The sequence below is a fragment of the Allobosea sp. 2KB_26 genome, assembly GCF_052115715.1.
Classification (GTDB): domain Bacteria; phylum Pseudomonadota; class Alphaproteobacteria; order Rhizobiales; family Beijerinckiaceae; genus Allobosea.
In genome coordinates this window covers 1,619,080-1,637,624 of the sequence record NZ_JBFRHE010000001.1, presented here as the reverse complement: position 1 = coordinate 1,637,624, position 18,545 = coordinate 1,619,080, and the positions used below count along the sequence as shown (strand labels likewise).

At 65.4% G+C, this 18,545-nt stretch carries 18 protein-coding genes; 5 read left to right on the top strand and 13 right to left on the bottom strand.

All coding sequences use genetic code 11. From position 1 onward, the window contains the following. Positions 1–70: 70 nt before the first annotated feature. Both AB4099_RS07930 and AB4099_RS07925 read left to right on the top strand, forming a co-directional pair. Entirely contained in the window at positions 71–1,192 is a 1,122-nt protein-coding gene (locus AB4099_RS07930; protein ID WP_441477606.1) for an NAD(P)/FAD-dependent oxidoreductase, read from the top strand. A gap of 21 nt (positions 1,193–1,213) precedes the next feature. After that, positions 1,214–2,275 (top strand): NAD/NADP octopine/nopaline dehydrogenase family protein, encoded by a 1,062-nt coding sequence (locus AB4099_RS07925; RefSeq protein ID WP_441477605.1) that lies wholly within the window; start codon positions 1,214–1,216, stop codon positions 2,273–2,275. Between the two features lie 85 nt (positions 2,276–2,360). Here the strand turns inward: AB4099_RS07925 and AB4099_RS07920 are convergent, their stop codons facing one another. From AB4099_RS07920 to AB4099_RS07870, 11 genes are all read right to left on the bottom strand, one after another. Beyond that, positions 2,361–3,089, bottom strand: coding sequence for an SDR family oxidoreductase (locus AB4099_RS07920; RefSeq protein WP_113518102.1), 729 nt, complete (start codon positions 3,087–3,089; stop codon positions 2,361–2,363). Then, positions 3,086–4,741: an FGGY-family carbohydrate kinase gene (locus AB4099_RS07915; RefSeq protein WP_113518103.1), complete on the bottom strand. Its 1,656-nt coding sequence runs from the start codon at positions 4,739–4,741 to the stop codon at positions 3,086–3,088. Before AB4099_RS07915 ends, AB4099_RS07920 begins: the two co-directional genes overlap by 4 nt. Before the next feature lie 52 nt (positions 4,742–4,793). Beyond that, the gene (locus AB4099_RS07910) at positions 4,794–6,233 is read right to left on the bottom strand and encodes an FAD-dependent oxidoreductase (protein WP_113518142.1); all 1,440 of its coding nucleotides are present in this window, start codon (positions 6,231–6,233) and stop codon (positions 4,794–4,796) included. A gap of 76 nt (positions 6,234–6,309) precedes the next feature. Further along, positions 6,310–7,605: an ABC transporter substrate-binding protein gene (locus AB4099_RS07905; RefSeq protein WP_113518104.1), complete on the bottom strand. Its 1,296-nt coding sequence runs from the start codon at positions 7,603–7,605 to the stop codon at positions 6,310–6,312. A 23-nt stretch (positions 7,606–7,628) separates the two neighbouring features. Further along, positions 7,629–8,462 (bottom strand): carbohydrate ABC transporter permease, encoded by an 834-nt coding sequence (locus AB4099_RS07900; RefSeq protein ID WP_113518105.1) that lies wholly within the window; start codon positions 8,460–8,462, stop codon positions 7,629–7,631. After that, on the bottom strand, positions 8,452–9,327 hold the full coding sequence (locus tag AB4099_RS07895) for a carbohydrate ABC transporter permease (RefSeq protein ID WP_113518106.1): 876 nt from the start codon (positions 9,325–9,327) through the stop codon (positions 8,452–8,454). Before AB4099_RS07895 ends, AB4099_RS07900 begins: the two co-directional genes overlap by 11 nt. 67 nt (positions 9,328–9,394) lie before the next feature. Then, on the bottom strand, positions 9,395–10,492 hold the full coding sequence (locus AB4099_RS07890) for a LacI family DNA-binding transcriptional regulator (RefSeq protein WP_441477604.1): 1,098 nt from the start codon (positions 10,490–10,492) through the stop codon (positions 9,395–9,397). Between the two features lie 121 nt (positions 10,493–10,613). Continuing rightward, positions 10,614–11,426: an SDR family NAD(P)-dependent oxidoreductase gene (locus AB4099_RS07885; RefSeq protein WP_113518108.1), complete on the bottom strand. Its 813-nt coding sequence runs from the start codon at positions 11,424–11,426 to the stop codon at positions 10,614–10,616. Beyond that, positions 11,423–12,157: an SDR family NAD(P)-dependent oxidoreductase gene (locus AB4099_RS07880; protein WP_113518109.1), complete on the bottom strand. Its 735-nt coding sequence runs from the start codon at positions 12,155–12,157 to the stop codon at positions 11,423–11,425. The genes AB4099_RS07885 and AB4099_RS07880 overlap by 4 nt, the downstream gene beginning before the upstream one ends. Positions 12,158–12,203: 46 nt before the next feature. Then, positions 12,204–13,526: an MFS transporter gene (locus tag AB4099_RS07875; protein WP_441477603.1), complete on the bottom strand. Its 1,323-nt coding sequence runs from the start codon at positions 13,524–13,526 to the stop codon at positions 12,204–12,206. A gap of 34 nt (positions 13,527–13,560) precedes the next feature. Beyond that, positions 13,561–14,541 (bottom strand): alpha/beta hydrolase, encoded by a 981-nt coding sequence (locus tag AB4099_RS07870; RefSeq protein ID WP_441477602.1) that lies wholly within the window; start codon positions 14,539–14,541, stop codon positions 13,561–13,563. Positions 14,542–14,589: 48 nt separating this feature from the next. Here AB4099_RS07870 and AB4099_RS07865 point away from each other — a divergent pair, with 48 nt between their 5' ends. Continuing rightward, positions 14,590–15,510 carry a LysR family transcriptional regulator gene (locus tag AB4099_RS07865; RefSeq protein WP_441477601.1) on the top strand — a complete coding sequence of 307 codons (921 nt, stop codon included), beginning with the start codon at positions 14,590–14,592 and terminating at the stop codon, positions 15,508–15,510. 42 nt (positions 15,511–15,552) lie between these two features. Here the strand turns inward: AB4099_RS07865 and xerD are convergent, their stop codons facing one another. Next, positions 15,553–16,482, bottom strand: a complete 930-nt coding sequence (gene xerD / locus AB4099_RS07860) for a site-specific tyrosine recombinase XerD (RefSeq protein WP_441477600.1) — start codon at positions 16,480–16,482, stop codon at positions 15,553–15,555. Continuing rightward, positions 16,479–16,625 carry a hypothetical protein gene (locus AB4099_RS07855; protein ID WP_043241958.1) on the bottom strand — a complete coding sequence of 49 codons (147 nt, stop codon included), beginning with the start codon at positions 16,623–16,625 and terminating at the stop codon, positions 16,479–16,481. The genes xerD and AB4099_RS07855 overlap by 4 nt, the downstream gene beginning before the upstream one ends. A gap of 156 nt (positions 16,626–16,781) precedes the next feature. On the opposite strand from AB4099_RS07855, the gene AB4099_RS07850 reads away from it, so the two are divergent. Continuing rightward, positions 16,782–17,372 carry a shikimate kinase gene (locus AB4099_RS07850; protein ID WP_113518114.1) on the top strand — a complete coding sequence of 197 codons (591 nt, stop codon included), beginning with the start codon at positions 16,782–16,784 and terminating at the stop codon, positions 17,370–17,372. An 18-nt stretch (positions 17,373–17,390) separates the two neighbouring features. Next, positions 17,391–18,533 carry a 3-dehydroquinate synthase gene (gene aroB / locus AB4099_RS07845; RefSeq protein ID WP_441477599.1) on the top strand — a complete coding sequence of 381 codons (1,143 nt, stop codon included), beginning with the start codon at positions 17,391–17,393 and terminating at the stop codon, positions 18,531–18,533. The last annotated feature ends 12 nt before the right edge of the window (positions 18,534–18,545 follow it).

Here is an 18,545-nt window from a genome sequence, read left to right as displayed (position 1 = left end):
GGGCTGACCGGCAAGCGCGGACAGGCCCGGCCGCCGCGCCTCCTCTTCTCACTCGTCAAGGACATTCAAGATGAAAGCCATCGTCGTCGGCGCCGGTGTCATCGGCTCGTCGGTCGCCTATCGCCTTGCCCAGGCCGGTGCGGCGGTCACCATCGTCGAGGAAAGGCGGATCGGTGGCGGCACCTCCAGCGTGACCTATGCCTGGGTCAATGCCTGCGAGAAGCTGACCTCCCACGCCTATTACAAGCTGAATTTCGCCGGCCGGCAGGCCCATGAGGACATCCTAGCCGAGTTTCCCAGGGCGAACTGGTACCACCGCCCCGGCGTGCTGCAATGGCAGAATGCGGAAGCCGAAGCCGGCGCACGTGACGGCACCGACCCGCTGGTGAAGCTCAGGCAATTGATCGACTGGGGCTACCCGGCCGAGCTGCTCAGCCTGAAGGAGGTTCGTGAGCTCGAGCCGGAAATCGATCCCGACGTGATCGGCAATGCGCCGGTGATCTACTATCCTCGGGATGGCTGGCTCGACGCCGTGCCCTATGCCGGCGCGCTTGTTTCTGCTGCGCAGGAGCGTCATGGCGCAAGGTTCGTCAACGCCAAGGTGACGGGGCTGATCGTCAGCGGCGGGCGCTGCGATGGCGTCGAGATCGCGGGCGGAGACCCGATTCATGCCGATATCGTGGTGAACTGCTCGGGGCGCTGGTCCAACGAGGTCGCCAACCGAAGCGAACATCAGGTTCCGCTCGCGCCAACGGTCGGCCTTGTCGCCTACACCCCGCCGGCGGGCGTGACCCTTCGCAGCGCTTTGCGTACCCCGTTGCTCAACATGCGACCCGATGGCGGCGGACGCTTCCTGCTGCGCTCAAACGAACTCGACCGGCTGGTTGCCGCCGACGCTGCCTCTCTGCCTTCGCATCCCCAGGCGCAGGAGCTGCTGTCCCGCGCCAAGACGACAATCCCGGCCCTGCGCTCCGTCGAGGTCGAGGCCGTTCGCATCGCGATCCGACCGATTCCACGCGACACGCTCTCGGCCGTCGGGCCGGTCCCGGGGCTCGACCATTATTATGTCGCCGTCACGCATAGCGGTGTGACGCTCGGCGCCTTCCTCGGCGAAGCCATCGCCGACGAAGTCGTGCGCGGCCGCACCCGCTCCGAACTGGCTGAATTCCGGCCCGCCCGCTTCTTCAACTGACATTCCCGACGAGGACAGGACATGAAAATCGCCATCATGGGCGCAGGCGCGATCGCCTATGCGAGTGCAGCGCTGCTGATCCAGAACGGTCATGAAGCCCGGCTGTGGTCGCCATCCGGCCGCCGCACCGCCGCGCTCGCCCAGGGGCAGCCGCTGCGGAGCGAGGGTGTTGTCGCCGGCGAATTCAAGCCGACCATCGCCATGGATTGCGCTGCCGCGCTGGCAGGGGCGGATGCGATCCTGATCGCGCTTCCTGCGAACGGACACAAGGCGGTGATGGACGCTATGGCGCCGCATTTCGTCTCGGGCCAGACGGTCGTGATCAGCTCGCACGCCTCGCTGGGCGCGATCTATCTGGCACGGTTGATCGCGGATCGCGGGCTCGATGTCCCGGTCGTGGCGTTGAGCACGACGGTGCTGCGCGCGCGCCAGACCAGCGACACTTCCGTGAAGATCGCAACGCTGCGCGGCAAGGTCGATATGTCGACCCTGCCGACGGAAGCGGCCGAGCGCGGACTCGATGTCTGCAAGGCGCTGTTCGGTGACCGTTTCCGTGCGATCTCGAATGTGCTGGCCGTGGCGCTGAGCAACGTCAATCCGCAAAGCCATATGGCGCTGGCCCTCTGCAATTTCACCCGCATGGAGAAGGCCGAGGCCTGGGGCCAGAGCGAGCACATGACGATGGCTGTGGGGCGGCTCCTGGAGGCGATCGACGCCGAACGCCTCGCCATCGCGGGGGCGTTCGGTGTCGAGGTCCGCACCATGCGCGAGCACTATTCGCTGACCTATGGCCTTCCCGATGCAGCCCTCGGCGAGACCGCGAAATTGCTGGCAGCCAGCCAGGAGCCGACGCTCGGGCCGGCCACGATCGATACGCGTTATACGCTCGAGGACGTGCCCTTCGGGCTCTCGCCCCTGGTCACGCTCGGGCGCCTATGCGGCGTCGCGACACCCTTGCACGAGGCCGGCCTCCAGATCTTCTCGGCGCTTTATGGGCGCGATCTTGCCGCGGAAAACGACATCCTGCCGGCGCTGATGGCCCGCCAGCTCACGCGAGAAACGCTGATTGCCATGACGCGGTGACCAGAAACCAGGACCGGGCGAGCGCTTTCTGCTCTCGCCTTCCTCCTGGCTGCAAGGCAGCCGGTTGATGTGTCCGGAACGCCGGCTAGAGGTCGGTGCTCTGGGGCAGGATCACGAGATCCCGGATGGTGACGTTCCGTGGCCGGGTCAACATGAAATGCACGGCTTCGGCGACCTCCTCTGCCTCGATCAGGCCGCCCCTGGCTCGTTCCGCCTCGAGCTTCTCCTGCGGCCAGTCGGCGATGAGGGCCGTCACGACCGGACCCGGCAGGACCGCCCCGACACGGAGCCCATGCGGAATGACCTGGCGGCGCAGGGTATGAACGAAGGCTTGCACCGCGTGTTTGGAGGCGGTGTAGATCGGCTCCCACACCACCGGCACGATGCCGGCGATCGAGCTGGTGACGAGGATATCGCCCGTCTTGCGCGCGATCATGTGCGGGAGCACCGCGTGGATGCTCCGGAAGACGGCATTGATATTGAGATGCAGCATGCGATCCCAGGCGTCGGGATCTCCGTCGCTGACGGGGCCGCCGACATAGGCCCCGGCATTGGCGTGGAAGATGTCGAGTTGGCCTGCCAGGCTGAGGATCTGCGGCATCATGCCGGTAACGGAGACCGCATCGGCCAAGTCCACGACAAGCGGTATCGCCTCGGCGCCAAGAGGTTCGGTGACGCGGGCCAGTGCTTCGCGGTCGCGATCGACGAGAACGACGCGCGCGCCGGCCGCAAGCAGACGTTTCGCGCAGGCCAATCCGATTCCCGATGCGGCGCCGGTAATCGCGGCGACTTTTCCGGCCAGTTCCTGCGTCACGTCATCGCCTCCGACACGGCATGATCTTTCGTCTCCTGCAGCAGATCGCGCGCTGCGCGCGCGGCTGCCTGCAGCGCTTCAAAGGCAGCAAAGCGTCTGTCGTGCAGCCGCGAGATGTCGCCGCCAACCGGGGCGAAGACGCGGGCACCGGGCGCCATCTCGACCATCGCTTGCGCGAGGCACTGAAAAGTCCCGGCTGCCGTCGCGCCGAGCATCGCGGAGCCGAGAAGGACGGGATCGACCTCCTCCGGAACGAGCACGGGCAGCCCGGCACAGTCGGCGAGCAATTGCCGGATCAGCGGCGTACGGCCGGCGCCGCCGCTGAGCACGATCGCTTCGATCGTCGCTCCCTTGGCGCTGCTGGCGTCGATGATCTGCCGGAGGCCGTAGCCGATGCCCGTCAGCCCGGCGACATAGAGCGCGACGAGATGGTCGAGATCGTGCTCCATGCCAAGGCCGGCGATCAGGGCCCGTGCCTGTGGATCGGCATGCGGTGACCGGTTGCCGAGAAAATCCGGCACGACGACGAGCCCCCTGGCAAGATGCGCGGCCTCCGAAGGGGCACCCACCCGCCTCCCAGCTTGCGCGGCGAGCCAGTCCGGCAATGTGCAGCCTTCCGCTGCGGCCCGGTGCTGCGCTTCCGGCACGGCGGGATGAAATCCGATCAATTGTTCGATCGCGGCGCCGGCACCGGATTGACCGCCCTCGCTGAGCCAGAGATCAGGCGCCATCGCCGAGAAGTAAGGCCCCCAAATGCCGGGGATGAAGATCGGCTCCTGGCTGCTTGCCATGGTGCAGGCCGAGGTTCCAAAGACATAGGCCATGCGCGTCAGGGCCGTGCCGTGCGACGAGCACACACCAACCGAGCCGACACCGCCGGCATGAGCGTCGATCAATCCCGCCGCGACGGCAGTACCCGGCGTCAGCCCGAGTTCGGCCGCGGCCTCTTCGGTCAGTCCCCGCGCAAGCGCAGTGCCTCCGGGAACGATCTCCGTGCCGATGCGGGCGAAGCCCTCGTCGGCGAGATCGCCGAGCCCGATCTGGTGGAAATAGCCTGCGTCCCAGCGCGCTTCATGCGCGAGATAGGTCCATTTGCAGGTCACCGTGCAGGTCGAGCGCGCCAGCGAGCCGCTTGCCCGCCAGGACAGGAAGTCGGCGAGGTCAAGGAACTGCCAGGCCGCATCATAGGTGGCGGGCAGATTCTCCCTGAGCCAGAGCAGTTTCGGTGTCTCCATCTCGGGCGAAATCGTGCCGCCGACATAGGCGAGGACCGGATGGTTCGTGCGGTTGATGCGTTCGGCCTGGTCGAGCGCACGGTGGTCCATCCAGACGATGATGTTGCGGTCTGGGTCGCCATGGGGGCCGACGGGCAGGGGAACACCACTCTGCCCCAGCACGACCAGCGAGCATGTCGCATCGAAGCCGATGCCGGCGATGGCCTCCGGTGCGAGCCGCGCCATCGCCATGGCCTCGCGCACGCAGGCGCAGACCGTATTCCAGATGTCATCGCTCGATTGCTCGGCGATGTCCGGCCCATCCCGATAGAGCGCGATGCCGCGCTTCGCCGTCGCGAGCATGCGCCCGTTCCGGTCGAAGATTCCCGCGCGGGCGCTCGCAGTGCCGACATCGATGCCAATGAAATGCTCGGTCATATCCTCGCGATCCTGTCGGAAGGGGCGGCATCGGCCGCCCCGTGCAGAGCGGTCAGGCTGCGGCGCGATTTGGCGACCCGGCACGCGACCCATCGGGATTACGCAGGTAGACGCCGCGCTCGAGTTGCTGGCGGCGCAGGTCCTCGATGTCGATATCGGCCGGCGGGCGGTTGCCGCGGACCGAGATCTTGGCCGCGCGCCCGGCCGCCTCGCCCATTGCCATGCAGGTTGCCATGACGCGGATCGCACCCATGGCCTCATGCGTCGCGGAGATGCTGCGTCCGGCGACCAGCAGATTGCCGATCTTCTGCGGGACCAGCGAGCGGTACGGAATATCGTAGCAGTCGCCGCACCAGATCAGGGTACAGCCGTCGTCGGACGGGCGGTGAATGTCGATCGGATAGCTCGCCACCGCGATCGCATCGTCGAAATGGCGACAGGACAGCACGTCCTCCTGGGTCATCACGTATTGGCCGATGATGCGGCGTGTCTCGCGGATGCCGAGGAAGGGTGCGGTCTTGGTGAAATAGGCCTTGTCGAAGCCCGGCACGTAATTGACGAGATAGGTGACGATATCATCGATCTGGGCGCGGCCTTCGATCTCGCCCTTGGTCAGGCTGCGGGCGTTCGTTCCATCCGTGCCCTTGACGCGGGTCATGTTGATCCAGACCTCGCCCTTCTTCAGACCGGTGATGATGATGGTCCGCTCATTTGGGATCTGCAGGCCGCGCTCGGCCTTGGCCTTGGCCATGAGCTCACGCATGCCGACGACGATGAACTGCCGATTCTGGCCGAAATACTCGGCGGGAATGAAGTCGGTGAGGTAGGTGCGTGCTTCCGGCGGAGCATTTGCGATGCTCATTCGAAGCGCATCGGTGTCGACGCCGGCCAGGCAGAACATCAGCGTCGGTGGCTGCATGCCGCCATCGGCATTGCCCTTTTCCGTGGGCACTCCGGCGCTATAGGCGACATCGGCATCGCCGCTGCAGTCGATGACGACCTTGGCGAGGATCGCGGTGCGGCCGGTCTTGCTCTCGGTGATGATGCCGCGAATGATGTCGTTCTCGACAAGCGCTCCGGCGAAGAAGGTGTAGAACAGCACATCGACGCCAGCCTCGGTCAGCATCTCGAGCGCCACGGTCTTGACCGCTTCGGGTTCCACCAGCGTGATGCCCATATGCAGCGGGCAGGGCCGGTGCTCGCTTGCGCCATCACGCTCCTTGCGCAGGCGTTCGATGAATTTCTGCGGCAGCCCGTCGATGATCTGGTTGCCCTTCTGGCCGAGGAAGCCGAGCACCGGCAGGCCGATCGTCATGTTGCCGCCGACGAAACTGCGGCTTTCGATGAGCCCGACGCGCAGGCCGTCCTCGGCTGCGGCCAGCGCGGCGGTGATTCCGGACGGCCCGCCGCCGACGACGAGCACGTCATAATCGGCTGAAACGGGGATGGAGCGCGCCGGCTCCTCGATGAAGCGAACCCCGGTGGTGGACATGTGGCGATTTCCTTCCATTGGCATTGCTTGATCCAGTTGCGGGGCCGGCGCCGGGGCGCCGGCCGTTATCGTTCAATCAGGCCGGCATCATCGGCTTGACGCGTTCGATGATGGCGCTGACCGCGTCCTTGACGGGCTTGCGCCCGAGCACGGCGAGTTGGACCTCTTCGAGGAATGTCGCTTGCGCCCGGGCCGCATCGGGAAATGGCGGGAAGGCGCCGCGTGCCGTCGCCAGCACCTTGGCCTCGATGGCGGCGAGAGCGTTCTTGGCCTTCAGGCCCTCGTCGGCATAGGTCGAGACGCGCACCGGGCCATTGCCATTGACGGCCATGCCAAGCGTCACGCGCTTGCTCGACACCTCCTTGATGAAGCTCCAGGCTAGCGCCTTGTCCTTGGCGTTTTTCGGGATCGACATGGCCCAGGCTTCGACCACGGCGGCCATCGGCATCTTGCCCTTGAGACCGGCGGTGATCGGGAACTCGACCGCCCTGATCTTGCCCGCAAATTTACTCTGCTCGGGATTGTTGAGCTGCGCGCCGCGGGCGAAAGGCAGGACGGTGAAGGCGGCGCGGCCCTGTTGCAGCCAGGTCACCTGATCGTCGTTCTTGGTCGTCGCATAGCTGCGCGGCAGGCTGCCGGATTCGAACATGCCGCGCAAGGCGGAGAGCCCGCCTTCGAGAGCGGCACGGTCGGGAACCAGCTTGAGGTCGGGGCTGATGAAGTCCCCGCCATAGGCCCGGGCGAACATCACGGGAAAGACGGCGAGATCGCTCGCCAGCACCATGCCGGTCACCGGCGTGCCGGCCTTGGAGGTGAAGGTCGTCTTCCTCGCCTGCTCGATCAGTTCCTCAAGGGTCGTCGGCGGCGCCGAGATCCCCGCTTCCTCCAGCAGCGCCTCGTTGTAGAACAGGCCCTGTGTCGCATGGCGCACCGGAATGCCGATCAGCTTGCCGTCCACCGTCATTCCCTGCACGAGACCAGGCGCGATATCCCCGAAATCCTCGATCGGGTCCTGCTTCTGATAGGCGTCCAGCGGCTCGAACAGCGCGGCGATCTGCGAGGTTGGCCGGTTGTCGATGAGATATCCGACGCCGTACTCGGTCTCCTTCAGGCTCGCTTCCCGGAAGAGCCGGTCCTGCAGCGGGTTGGAGTCGAAGGTCGTGAAGGTGATCTCGGCCTCATTGGCCTTGCGCCAGTCCTTCAGCAGATCGCCGTCGCCGCTGCCAAGCACGGTCTGATGGACCTTGTGGCTGAGCACGTTCAGCGTCTTGCCGGCGGACAGAGCCGGCCCTGTTGCGAGCGCGACTGCGGCACCGGCTGCCCCGGCCATGAAACCGCGGCGTGTTACGTCTGTTGCAGGCTTGTTCGACATGGCTTCCTCCCTTTTTTGATTGGCTACCCCTTCGTCGAACCGGCGGTGAGGCCGGCCACGAGATAGCGGTTCATGAAGACGACGAAGAGCAGGACGGGCACGAGTTGCACCGTCGAGGCGGCAAAGAGGATCCCCCAGTCGACACCGTCGATGGAGCCGATCATCTCCGAGATGACGAGCGGCGCGGTCTTGGCGCGCGTCGCCGTGAAAATGAAGGCGAACAGGAACTCGTTCCAGGAGAAGACGATCACGAAGACCGCGACGGCGAGAACGCCCGGCATCGCCAGCGGCGCGATCACCTTGAACAGGATCGTCATGCGGCTGGCGCCGTCGATCGAGGCGGCCTCGTCGAGCTCGCGCGGGATCTGGTCCATGAAGGTGCGCATCAGCACCGTCCCCAGCGACACGAAGAAGGTCGCATAGAGCAGGATCAGCACGAGATGCGTGTCGCTGAGGCCGAGTGCGTTGACGATCGGGAACAGCGGCAGCGTCACCACGATCGGCGGGATGAGGCGTACGACGATCAGTCCGACGATGCTGGCGCTCAGCCATCGGCTGGAATGGCGGGAATAGACATAGCCCGCGCAGGCGCTGGCGACGATGGCAAGCAGCGTTGCGCCGACCGTGATCAGCAGGCTGTTCAGCAGAGCCTCGAAGAAGACACCCCAGGACCGCCAAAGCTCGGCATAGTGCTTCAGCGTCGGCGTGAAGAGCCATTTCGGCGGGACCGCGAAGATGTCCTGACCTGGTTTCAGGGAGGAAATGGCGATGAAGAGGATGGGGAACAGCGACCAGAACAGGATCGCGGCGACAGCGAGAGCCTTGCCGGCCCCGACGAGGAGACGCTCAATGCGCATGGGAGATGCCTCCCCGTCGCAGCAGAAGAACATAGCCGCCCGCGAGCAGCAGCGAGACCACGACCATGATCCAGGCTGTCGCTGCCGCCGACCCGAAGGCGTTGAAGCTGAATGCCTCCTGATAGAGATAGATCGCCACGACTTCGGTCGAACGCGCCGGGCCGCCCTTGGTCAGCAGCCACGCCTCCGAGAACAGGCGGAAGGCGAAGATGTACCGGAAGAGCAGCGCGATCAGCATCGCCGGGCCGAGCAGCGGCAGCGTCACGCGCCGGAAGGCCTGCCAGCGCGTGGCGCCGTCGATCCGCGCCGCCTCGTAGAGCTCGGCGGGGATGGCGAGACGTGCCGCATAGACGATCACAAAGGTGAAGGGCAGGTGCAGCCAGACCGTCAGAAGCCCGATCAGCACCATCGCGTGCGACGGCTCGAATGACCAATCCAGCGTCGGCAGGCTCAATGCCCGCAAGGCCAGCGTGACCGGCCCGGCATCAGGGTCAAACAGGAAGCGCCACATCACCACGGCGGTGACCTCGCTGACGGCATAGGGCGCGAGCACGGCGACGAGAAGGAAGCGGCGAAACGGCAGGCCACTGGCGAAGAGCAGCGCCATGCCGAGCCCGACGGCCAGTTCGAGATGGACGGCCACGACGACGAGCACGACCGTGTTCAGCAGCGCGCTGTGAAAGGCCGGGTCCGCGAGGACGCGCATATAGTTCTGAACCCCGACGAAGCTCGGTGCCTGGCCGAAGCTCGAGGTGTTCAGGCTGAGCCATATCACGTAGAGCGACGGCAGCACGATCACGCTCAGGATGAGCAGATGGACCGGCGCGAGCAGCGGCAGAATCCGTGCCGTTCTTTCAGACTGCACTCTTTCCTCCAGGAATTCTTTCGACCCGGGCTCTTTTGGCCCGGTGGCGCGGACATGAGTTTGTCCGTCAATGCATGGCTTTGGGCGTAGAGATCGTCGTCTCCGGGTTCAGAAGCGGTTCGGGGGTATCGCTGTCGCGAGCATCGGCAGCGCCGGGCCCGAGATCGCGAACGGACTCGCGGACCTGCAGGCTTGTCTGCAGGACGATGCGTTGCGGCGCCGATCCGTCCCCCGCCATGCGCGCGCGCAGGCGCTGCCAGGCGGCTGCGGCGATCTCCGCGATAGGCTGCCGGATTGCGGTGAGGCCAGTCTTGCGCGCGCTCATCCAGGGATAGTCGTCGAACCCCACCACGGAGACCGGATCAGGGATATCGAGCCGCAGGCGAGCCAACGCCGACAGCGCGCTCAGCGTTGTGACGTTGGTCAGCGCGATGACTGCGCTCGGCCGCTTGTGCCGCTCGAGCCAATGCAGGAAGGCGCCAGCCCCGCGTTCGCCATTGGAACCGAGTTCGACGACAGTTGGCTCGCGGCCGATCGTCGCCCGGATCAGGTCGCAGGCGCCGCGCGTGCGTTCGCGGATCGGCGAAATGGCGAGGCTCGAGGCCGCGACGACGATGTCGCGATGGCCCCTGCCCAGCAGATGTCTTGCCGCGATCTCGCCCGCTTCGTGATTATCGATCGCGACCGTGTCGACGATGCAGCCTTCGGGCGGCACGCGATCGGCGAAAACGAGCGGCAGCCGACCGATCTCGCGCTCGAGTCCTGCGGGCACATTGTCGCTGCAGGGTATCGCGATCAGGCCGGAAGGCCGCCAGGCGAGAAGGGCACGCAGCCGCGATTGTTCCAAAGCGGTATCGTCACGCGAGCTGGCGACGATGATGTCATAACCGTCTGCCTGCGCCATTACTTCGAGCTGGGAGACCAGTGAGGTGAAGAACACGTCGTCCAGGTCTGGTACGAGCACGCCCACGACCTTTGCCTGCCCCGAACGAAGCTGCGAGGCAGCGCGGTCGACCTGGTAGGACAGCTCGCGCGCCGCCTTCTGGACCCGCTGCTGAAGATCGGCATTGACCGGCTTGTTGCCGCTGAAGACGTTCGACACCGTGGCGATCGACACGCCGGCGAGTGCCGCCACCTCCTTGATCGTGATCCGCTTTGCGCTCACCGCATTAGCCTGTTAAACGTTTAACTGTAAAACGTTTAACAGACGATGTCGTCTCATGCAACGGCCTTTCACCTGAGCGATCGAGGTTGCATCGCCGATGAAGGACGGAGGCGTGTTGCGATTAGGCGGGCTGCACAGTCCCGACGTCGCGCCCGATCTTCGTGTAGATGCCGGCGCCGATCATGCCACCATCGACGGCGAGATCCGTGCCGGTGATGAAGCGGCTATCGGGTCCGAGCAGGAACATCACCGCGCCGGCGATCTCGTCCGGATCGGCACCACGCGCGAGCGGCGTCATCATCCGGTTCCCTTCGAAGAAGGCGGTTGCACGCTGAGCGTCGTAGCCTCCATTGGGCTGATTGATCATCGGGGTATCGACCAGCCCCGGGCAGATCGTGTTCACCCGAATTCCGCGTGCCGCCAGTTCGATGGCAGCAGCCTTCGCCAGACCGCGCAGCCCCCATTTGCTGGCGGTATAGGCGGCGCTGAAATAGCCGGTGAGTCCCGCTGTGGAAGACACGTTCACGATCGACCCGCCGTCGGCCATGTGCGGCGCAAGGTGCCGGATGCCGAGGAAGGCGGCATTGAGGTTGACGTTCAGCACAGCCAGCCACTCGTCATGCGTGGTCTCCGTGACGGTCTTGCGCAGCGTGATGCCGGCGTTGTTGACGAGCCCCGAGAGCGAGCCTCCAAGCGTGCCGGCAGCAGCAAGGATCTCCGCCCAGGATTCTTCCTGCGATATGTCGGCCGTGACGACACACAGCCTGTCCGTCGTGCCACCGAGCACTGACCAATGCGGGTCGTCGGGGCCGAGCACGTCGGCAACCACGACCTTCGCGCCAACTGCGAGAAGGCGGGATACCTCGGCTGCGCCTTGCCCTCTTGCCCCACCGGTGACGACGAAGACCCGATCCTGCCAGAAGGACGAACTCATGACCTGCCGATGCCTCCGTCGACACCCAGAACGTGGCCGGTGATGTAGCCGGCGGCATCGGAAGCGAGGAAGCTCACGGAATCCGCGATCTCTGTCGGCTGCCCCATGCGTCCGAGTGGCGTGCGACCGAGATAGATCGCCTTCTGCTCGGGGTCGGCATGCATCCATGCGCTCATCGGGGTCTCGATATAGCCGGGGGCGATGGCGTTCACGCGAATGTTCAGGGGCCCCCACTCGATGGCGAGACATGATGTCAGATGAGCGATTGCGGCCTTGGCAGCTGCATAGTGAGCGCAGTTGGGCCGGGCCTTGAGGCCGGCATAGCTCGACAGGTTGATGATCGAACCTCCGCCGCTGTCCTTCATGACCCGCGCAGCAGCTTGCGCCCCGAAGAACGCTGCCGTCAGATTGACGCCGATCGACTTGCTCCAGTCTTCGACCGTAATGTCGAGCGCAGCCTGGCGCTCCAGGAAGCCCGCGTTGTTCACCCAGATGTCGATGCGGCCGTGATCGGACGCGATCTGAGCGACGGTGTCCTGCAAGGCGGCGGTATTCGCGATGTCGACAATCCGGCGATCGATGCCGGCGGACCCTGTTCCATCCTGGCGGTCGAGCGCAACGACCTTGGCGCCCTCTGCATTCAGCTTTGCGCAGATAGCTGCTCCAATACCGCCGCTCGCGCCGGTCACGACGGCGATCTTGCCCCGATGGGCCTTTTGGCAATCTTGCATAATCCCGTTCCTGGAAAATGGGCCGCACGCTGGGCGGCCCGGCTGGTCAGCGACCGCTGCGGATCTGGCTGAGGGGCACGCCGCTGGTTTCGCGGATCATGATGGCGGCGATGACGGCGAGGGCGCCGAGGACCATGATGTAGAGCGAGAACACCCAGGACAGTCCGATCGAGCTCAGCCAGGCGTTGAGATAAGGGGCCGTGCCTCCGAAAATCGCGACCGAAAGCGACGACAGGAAGCCGACTCCGAGCGCCCGCTGCTGGGTCGGGATCTGCTCTGCGATCAGGGTCGGGTAGATCGAGGCGATGATCGCCCAGACGGCCAGGCCGATGCCTTGAGAGAGGAAGAGGGTCCAGGGCTCGTTTGTCAGGATCGCTGCGACCGGGATCGGAGCCAGGATCAGTCCGAGCCCATAGATGAACACCATCGGCTTGCGGCCGACCTTGTCTGCGAGGTGCCCGAACAAGGGCAGCAGACAGAGAACGACGAGTTGAGCGAGCAGGCTCGCGATGAAGGCTCCGCGGGCATCCATTCCGCGCGCGGAGATCGCAAAGCTCGGAGCGAAGGTCACCCAGGTGTAGTAGGCGACATTGGAGCCGGCCGAGAAGAAGACCACCTTCAGCAGGATCTGGAGTTTGTCGCGGCCATTCATCGGCGCGACAACCGCAGGTGTGGCTTCGTCCGCGTCATAGACCGGGGACTCATGCGCGGCGCGGCGCATGTAGAGCGCGAACAGACCGAGGATACCACCGAAGGCGAAGCCGAGACGCCAGCCATAGGCCATCATGTCCGCCGGCGAGAATAGCGACGTCAGCACGATACCGAGGAGGGTCGCCGCCATGACGCCGAGCGTCACGCTGATGAAGACGCTGCTTGCCCAAAGGCCGCGCCGTTCGGCGGGAGCGATCTCTGCAACATAGGCATAGGAGACGCCGGACTCTCCGCCATGCGCCAGGCCCTGCAGCAGGCGTGCGATCAGCAACAGTGCCGACGCCCAGATCCCGATGCTCGCGTAGGAGGGGATGAGGGCGATCATCAGGCTGGCCGCAGCCATCGTCGACATCGTCACGATCAGGGTGTTCTTGCGGCCGATCCGATCGCCGAAACGCCCGAAGATGATGCCTCCGATCGGTCTCGCAACGAAACCAACCGCAAAGACGGCGAGCGTCGAGAGCAGCGCGGATGCGGAGTCCGTCTTCTCGAAGAAGTTGGCTGCGAGATAGACGGCGAAGGTGCCATAGAGCGTCCAGTCGAACCACTCGAGCAGATTCCCGACGGCGGCTGCTCGGAGCGACTGGAGCGATTTGCTCCTGGCGACGCGATCATGCGGACGCGCGGCCTCGCCGCCCGCCAGAATATCGGCTGACATGAATTCCTCCCTGATGGCTCTTCGGCCGTTCTGTTTAGAGATGGGTCGAGAACCAGCGCGCTGCCGCGCTGCTCGTGGTCCCGAAATGCTGCTGGTAAGCGGAGTAATGGCCGCCCTGGAGCAGCAGCAATTCCTTGGGCTCGCGCGCCTGCGTGAAGGCGTCGAGCTGAAGATCGGTCGGCGTCTGAAGGTCGTTGTCGGCAACGATCATCAGGAGCGCTGCGGGCCCGATCCGCGACACCCATTGACCGGGCTCGTAGCTGCGCGCGAGTTCGAGAGAGCGGATGGTCACTTCGTTGCGCCATTCGGGGCAGCGCGCGGCCTGGCCGATCATGTAGTCGTATGATTCCGCGCCGGGATAGGCGACGTCCGGCCCCTCGTCCTGCCCGACCTCGCGCATCGTGCCTGGGGGTTGCCCGTTCAGGCGCGCCAACCGGTCATCCGCGAAGAAGCGCTGGAGCGTCTCGGCGTGGCGCGGATGCACCTTCCGCAGGCCGGACAGGTAGCCGCTGATCGTCGGAACCTGGCTCACCACGCATTTTACGCGCCGATCGGTAGCCCCGACTGCGAGGACATGGCCGCCGCTATAACTGGTCCCCCAGATGCCGATGCGTTGCGCATCGATCTCTGGGCGTGCGCACAGATAGGTGATCGCGGTCCTGTAGTCCTCCTGCTGCCAGGCGGGATCGATCTCCTGCCGGGGCAGCCCGGAGCTCTTGCCGAGCCGCCGATAATCGAAGGTCAGGCAGGCGATGCCCTTTGCCGCAATCACGCGGGCATAGTCCTCAAGATCGCCGCCTGCGACCATTCCCCAGCCGTGTCCGAGCGCAACGGCGGAAAGCGGCTGGCTCGTCGACGGCAGATAGATGGAGCCGCGAACGACGTCCTCGCCTACGCGAAATTCCACGGGGGTGGTTGAAACGTCCATTCGCGTGACCTCCTGATCCGCCTTCGCGCTGGCTGCGGGAGCGGGTGCATTTTCAAGAGGTTTTGGCGAATGGTGCCTCTTGATCAACGCCGCAGAACATCTTTATCAATCGGCATTTCCGATTGATCAGGTGCCATGGATCTCCGCAAACTCGAGTGCTTCCTGGCCGTGGCTCACCGGCTGCACTTCGGCCAGGCCGCCGAAGCACTGGGCGTGAAGCAATCCGTCGTATCGGAGTCGATCAAATCTCTCGAGAGCCATCTCGGAGGTCGGCTGTTTGAGCGGACGAGCCGGCGCGTATCGCTCACAGCTCTCGGGCAAGCTCTGCTGAAGGATCTCGAACCGCCGGTCAATGCTCTCAGGGCGGCGCTTGGCGATGCGCGCAAACGCGCTCAGGGCCAGCAGACGGAATTGCTCGTCGGCTATCTCGGCGGTGGATTCTACGAGCTCACATCGGCGGTGGTTGCGGAATTCGCGCGCTCTCGTCCCGACATCTCGCTCCGCTTCGTCGAGCTCAACTATCTGAACCAGGGATCGGCGGTCCTGGACGGGAAGGTCGACGTGGCGCTGGCGCGGCTGCCGCTTGCGACACACAGCCTGACGCGAGGCGCCATTCTCTTCCAGGATGCACGCACGCTCGTTGTGCCGAGCGGACACCGCCTGGCGGCCAACAAGCTGGTGGATCCAGAAGAGCTGCAATACGAGCGAATGGTCCGATTGCCCGCCGGCGCAGCGTCCGACGAGTGGTGCAACTATCATTTTCCGCGTGTGACCCCGTCGGGGCAGGCCATCGCCAACGGTCCCGAGATCGCGACGGTGCGAGAAGGGCTGGTCGCGGTCGCAGCCGGCCAATGCGTCATGACCTTGACCTCGCGAGCCCGGAACTACTTCGCCCATCCTGGCGTCGAGTTCATCGAGATTGATCTGCCGCCGATCCAGAGCGCCCTGACCTGGCGCACTTTCGATCACCGCTCAGGGCCCCGAGATCTCGAAATGGCGGCAAGGGCCGTCGCCGCCCGCCTCGGCACGCTTGCCCTTGCAGAAGGCCCGCGCTGATCGGGGCGGCCTCGCAATTCCGGTCTTCCCGGGGCCTGGCGATCAGCTCTCGTCGGCCAGCGGGTGCAGGTCGCGCACCATGCTCTTCAGGCGCTCGTCGAGGACATGGGTGTAGATCTGGGTCGTGGCGATATCGGCATGGCCGAGCAGTTCCTGCACGACGCGAAGATCCGCACCGTTCTGCAGCAGATGGCTGGCGAAGGCGTGGCGCAGCACGTGCGGGCTCAGCGCCGCGGATAAGCCGGCTGCCCCGGCCAGCATTTTGAGGTCGCGGCCAAAGGCCTGGCGCGTCAGATGCCCACTCTCGCCGTCGGACGGGAAGAGCCAGCGGCCGTCCGCGCTTCCAGCCTGGCGCAGGGCCTCCAGATAGCTGCGTGCGGCCTCGCGGGCGGCGTCGTTCAGCGGCACCAGACGGTCCTTGTTGCCCTTGCCGCGCACGACAAGGAAGCGCTCGCGCGTCGTTGCCGCTGAGAGCGGCAACGCCATCAGTTCGGACACGCGCAGGCCCGTGGCGTAGAGCATTTCGATCAGGCAGCGCATGCGCAGGGCCTTCAGCCGTGCCGCCGGGGAAAGACCATCGCGTTCGCTGAGGAGCCGCGCCGTCTCGATCAGGCGATCGACATCGGCGACGGAAACGACCTTGGGCAGCGGCCGGCCCTGCCTTGGTCCGTCGATCGCGGCGGAGGGGTCGGCGCCCGTCAGCCCTTCCGTATAGAGGAAGCGATGGAACTGGCGCACCGCGGAAAGCCGGCGCGCGGTCGATGACGCCTTCAATCCACGGGCGGCAAGATCGGCGAGCCAGTCCCGGATGTCCTGGGCGACGATGGAGCCGAGGTCACCGCGTCCGGCGATGAAGCCGGTATAGTCGTCGAGGTCGCGCTCATAAGCCTCGAGCGTGTTCTTCGCCGCGCCGCGCTCTGCCGCGAGCATGTCGAGAAAGGCCGTGATCCGGCTGCGAGCCAGCCGGCTCATCGCTGCTGCAGCTTGGACGGTGGCACGATCTCGACCATCTCGCGCTGCTCGGGCTGGACGAAGGTGACCAGCGCGACCATCCCGGCGAAGATCAGCCCGCCGACGATGGCGAGAAAGGCGATGAATCTGAAGAGGGTCGGCACGGGCCGGATGTCTCCTGGAACCTTGCCCCGATTCAGGACTATCCGGTTATTCCCGATGCCTGGCGGTTCGCGCAAGTGCAGACCGGTTCATCAGCGTCGTGAGGGCATGACGTCGGCTGACAGCTCATGCTAGACCGGCTGCGAGGACATGCCGCGATGACAATAGCCGACCCCATCGAGAACCTGGACAATTCCGAGCTGCGCAGTCTGCTCGGGAAGCGCGCGGTCGTGCTCGTCGGCATGATGGGCTCGGGCAAGAGTTCGGTCGGGCGGCGGCTGGCAACGCGGCTCGGCCTGCCTTTCGTCGATGCCGACGTCGAAATCGAGACCGCGGCCGGCATGACGATTCCAGAGATTTTCGCGCAGCGCGGCGAAACCGAGTTCCGTGATGGCGAGAGGCGCGTCATCAGCCGGGTTCTGGCGACGCGCGCGCCGCTCGTGCTCGCGACCGGGGGCGGCGCCTTCATGAACGCGGAAACGCGTGAGCGCATCATCGAGCTTGGCATCTCGATCTGGCTCAAGGCGGATGCCGACGTGCTGATGCGCCGGGTGCGCAAGCGTTCCAACCGGCCATTGCTGCAGACTGCCGACCCTGAAGCGACGATGCGGCGGATGCTGGCGGAGCGCGAACCGGTCTATGCTCTGGCTGATGTGACGGTGACCTCGCGCGACGATCCCCATGAGGTCGTCGTCGAGGAGGCGATAGTCGCGCTCGATCGCCATTTGCGTTCCCTTGAGAACCTTTGAGCTGCTGAGAGCGAAGACATGACCAAACCTGCGAACGAGAAGTCCGGCGCGCGGATCGTGGTTCCCGTTGCGCTCGAAGGGCGCAGCTACGACATCCATATCGGCCGCCACCAGCTTTGCGAGGCGGCGAGCCTGATCGCCAGCTTCGCGCCTGGCGCCAAGGCGGCGCTGGTCACCGACGAGCATGTTGCCGGGCTGCACGCGCCCGCCTTTGAAACATGCCTCCAACAGGCCGGGGTCGCGACCACGCGGATCGAGATCCCGCCCGGCGAGGCGTCGAAATCCTATGCCCGGTTCGCGGCGCTCTGCGATGCGCTGCTCGCTGCGAAGATCGAGCGCAACGACCTCGTCATCGCCTTCGGTGGCGGGGTGGTCGGCGACCTGACTGGCTTCGCAGCAGCCGTGCTCAGGCGCGGCGTGCGCTTCGTGCAGATCCCGACGACCTTGCTGTCGCAGGTCGATTCCTCCGTTGGTGGCAAGACCGGGATCAACTCCTCGCATGGCAAGAACCTGATCGGCGCCTTCCACCAGCCCGCCCTCGTCATTGCCGACACGGCGCTGCTCGATACGCTGAGCGAGCGGGAGTTCAAGGCGGGCTATGCCGAGGTCGTGAAATATGGGCTGATCGGCGACCCGAATTTCTTCGATTGGTGCGAAGTCAACTGGAGCCGCATCATTGCAGGTGGCCCCGAGCGCGATCATGCTGTCGCCGTATCCTGCCGCGCCAAGGCGGCAATCGTGGCGCGGGACGAACGCGAGGAGGGGGACCGCGCCTTGCTCAATCTCGGCCACACCTTCGCTCACGCGCTGGAGCGCCTGACCGCATATGACGCGAGCCGGCTGGTGCATGGCGAGGCCGTGGCGATCGGCCTTGCGCTCGCCTTCCGCTTCTCGCAGCGGCTCGGGCTTTGTTCGGGGCAGGATGCAGGGCGGGTTGCGGCGCATCTCGATGCCGTCGGCCTGCCGAGCCGATTGCAGCAGGTGCCAGGCGGGGCGGGCAGCACCGAGGAAATCGTTGCTGCGATGACCCAGGACAAGAAAGTCAAGCGCGGCGTGCTGACCTTTATCCTGGCGCGCGGCATCGGCAAAAGCTTCATCGCACCGGGCGTCGCGGCGGACGAGGTCAGGGATTTCATCGAGGCCGAACTCGCGGCCGCCTGAGCACGCTGGGCC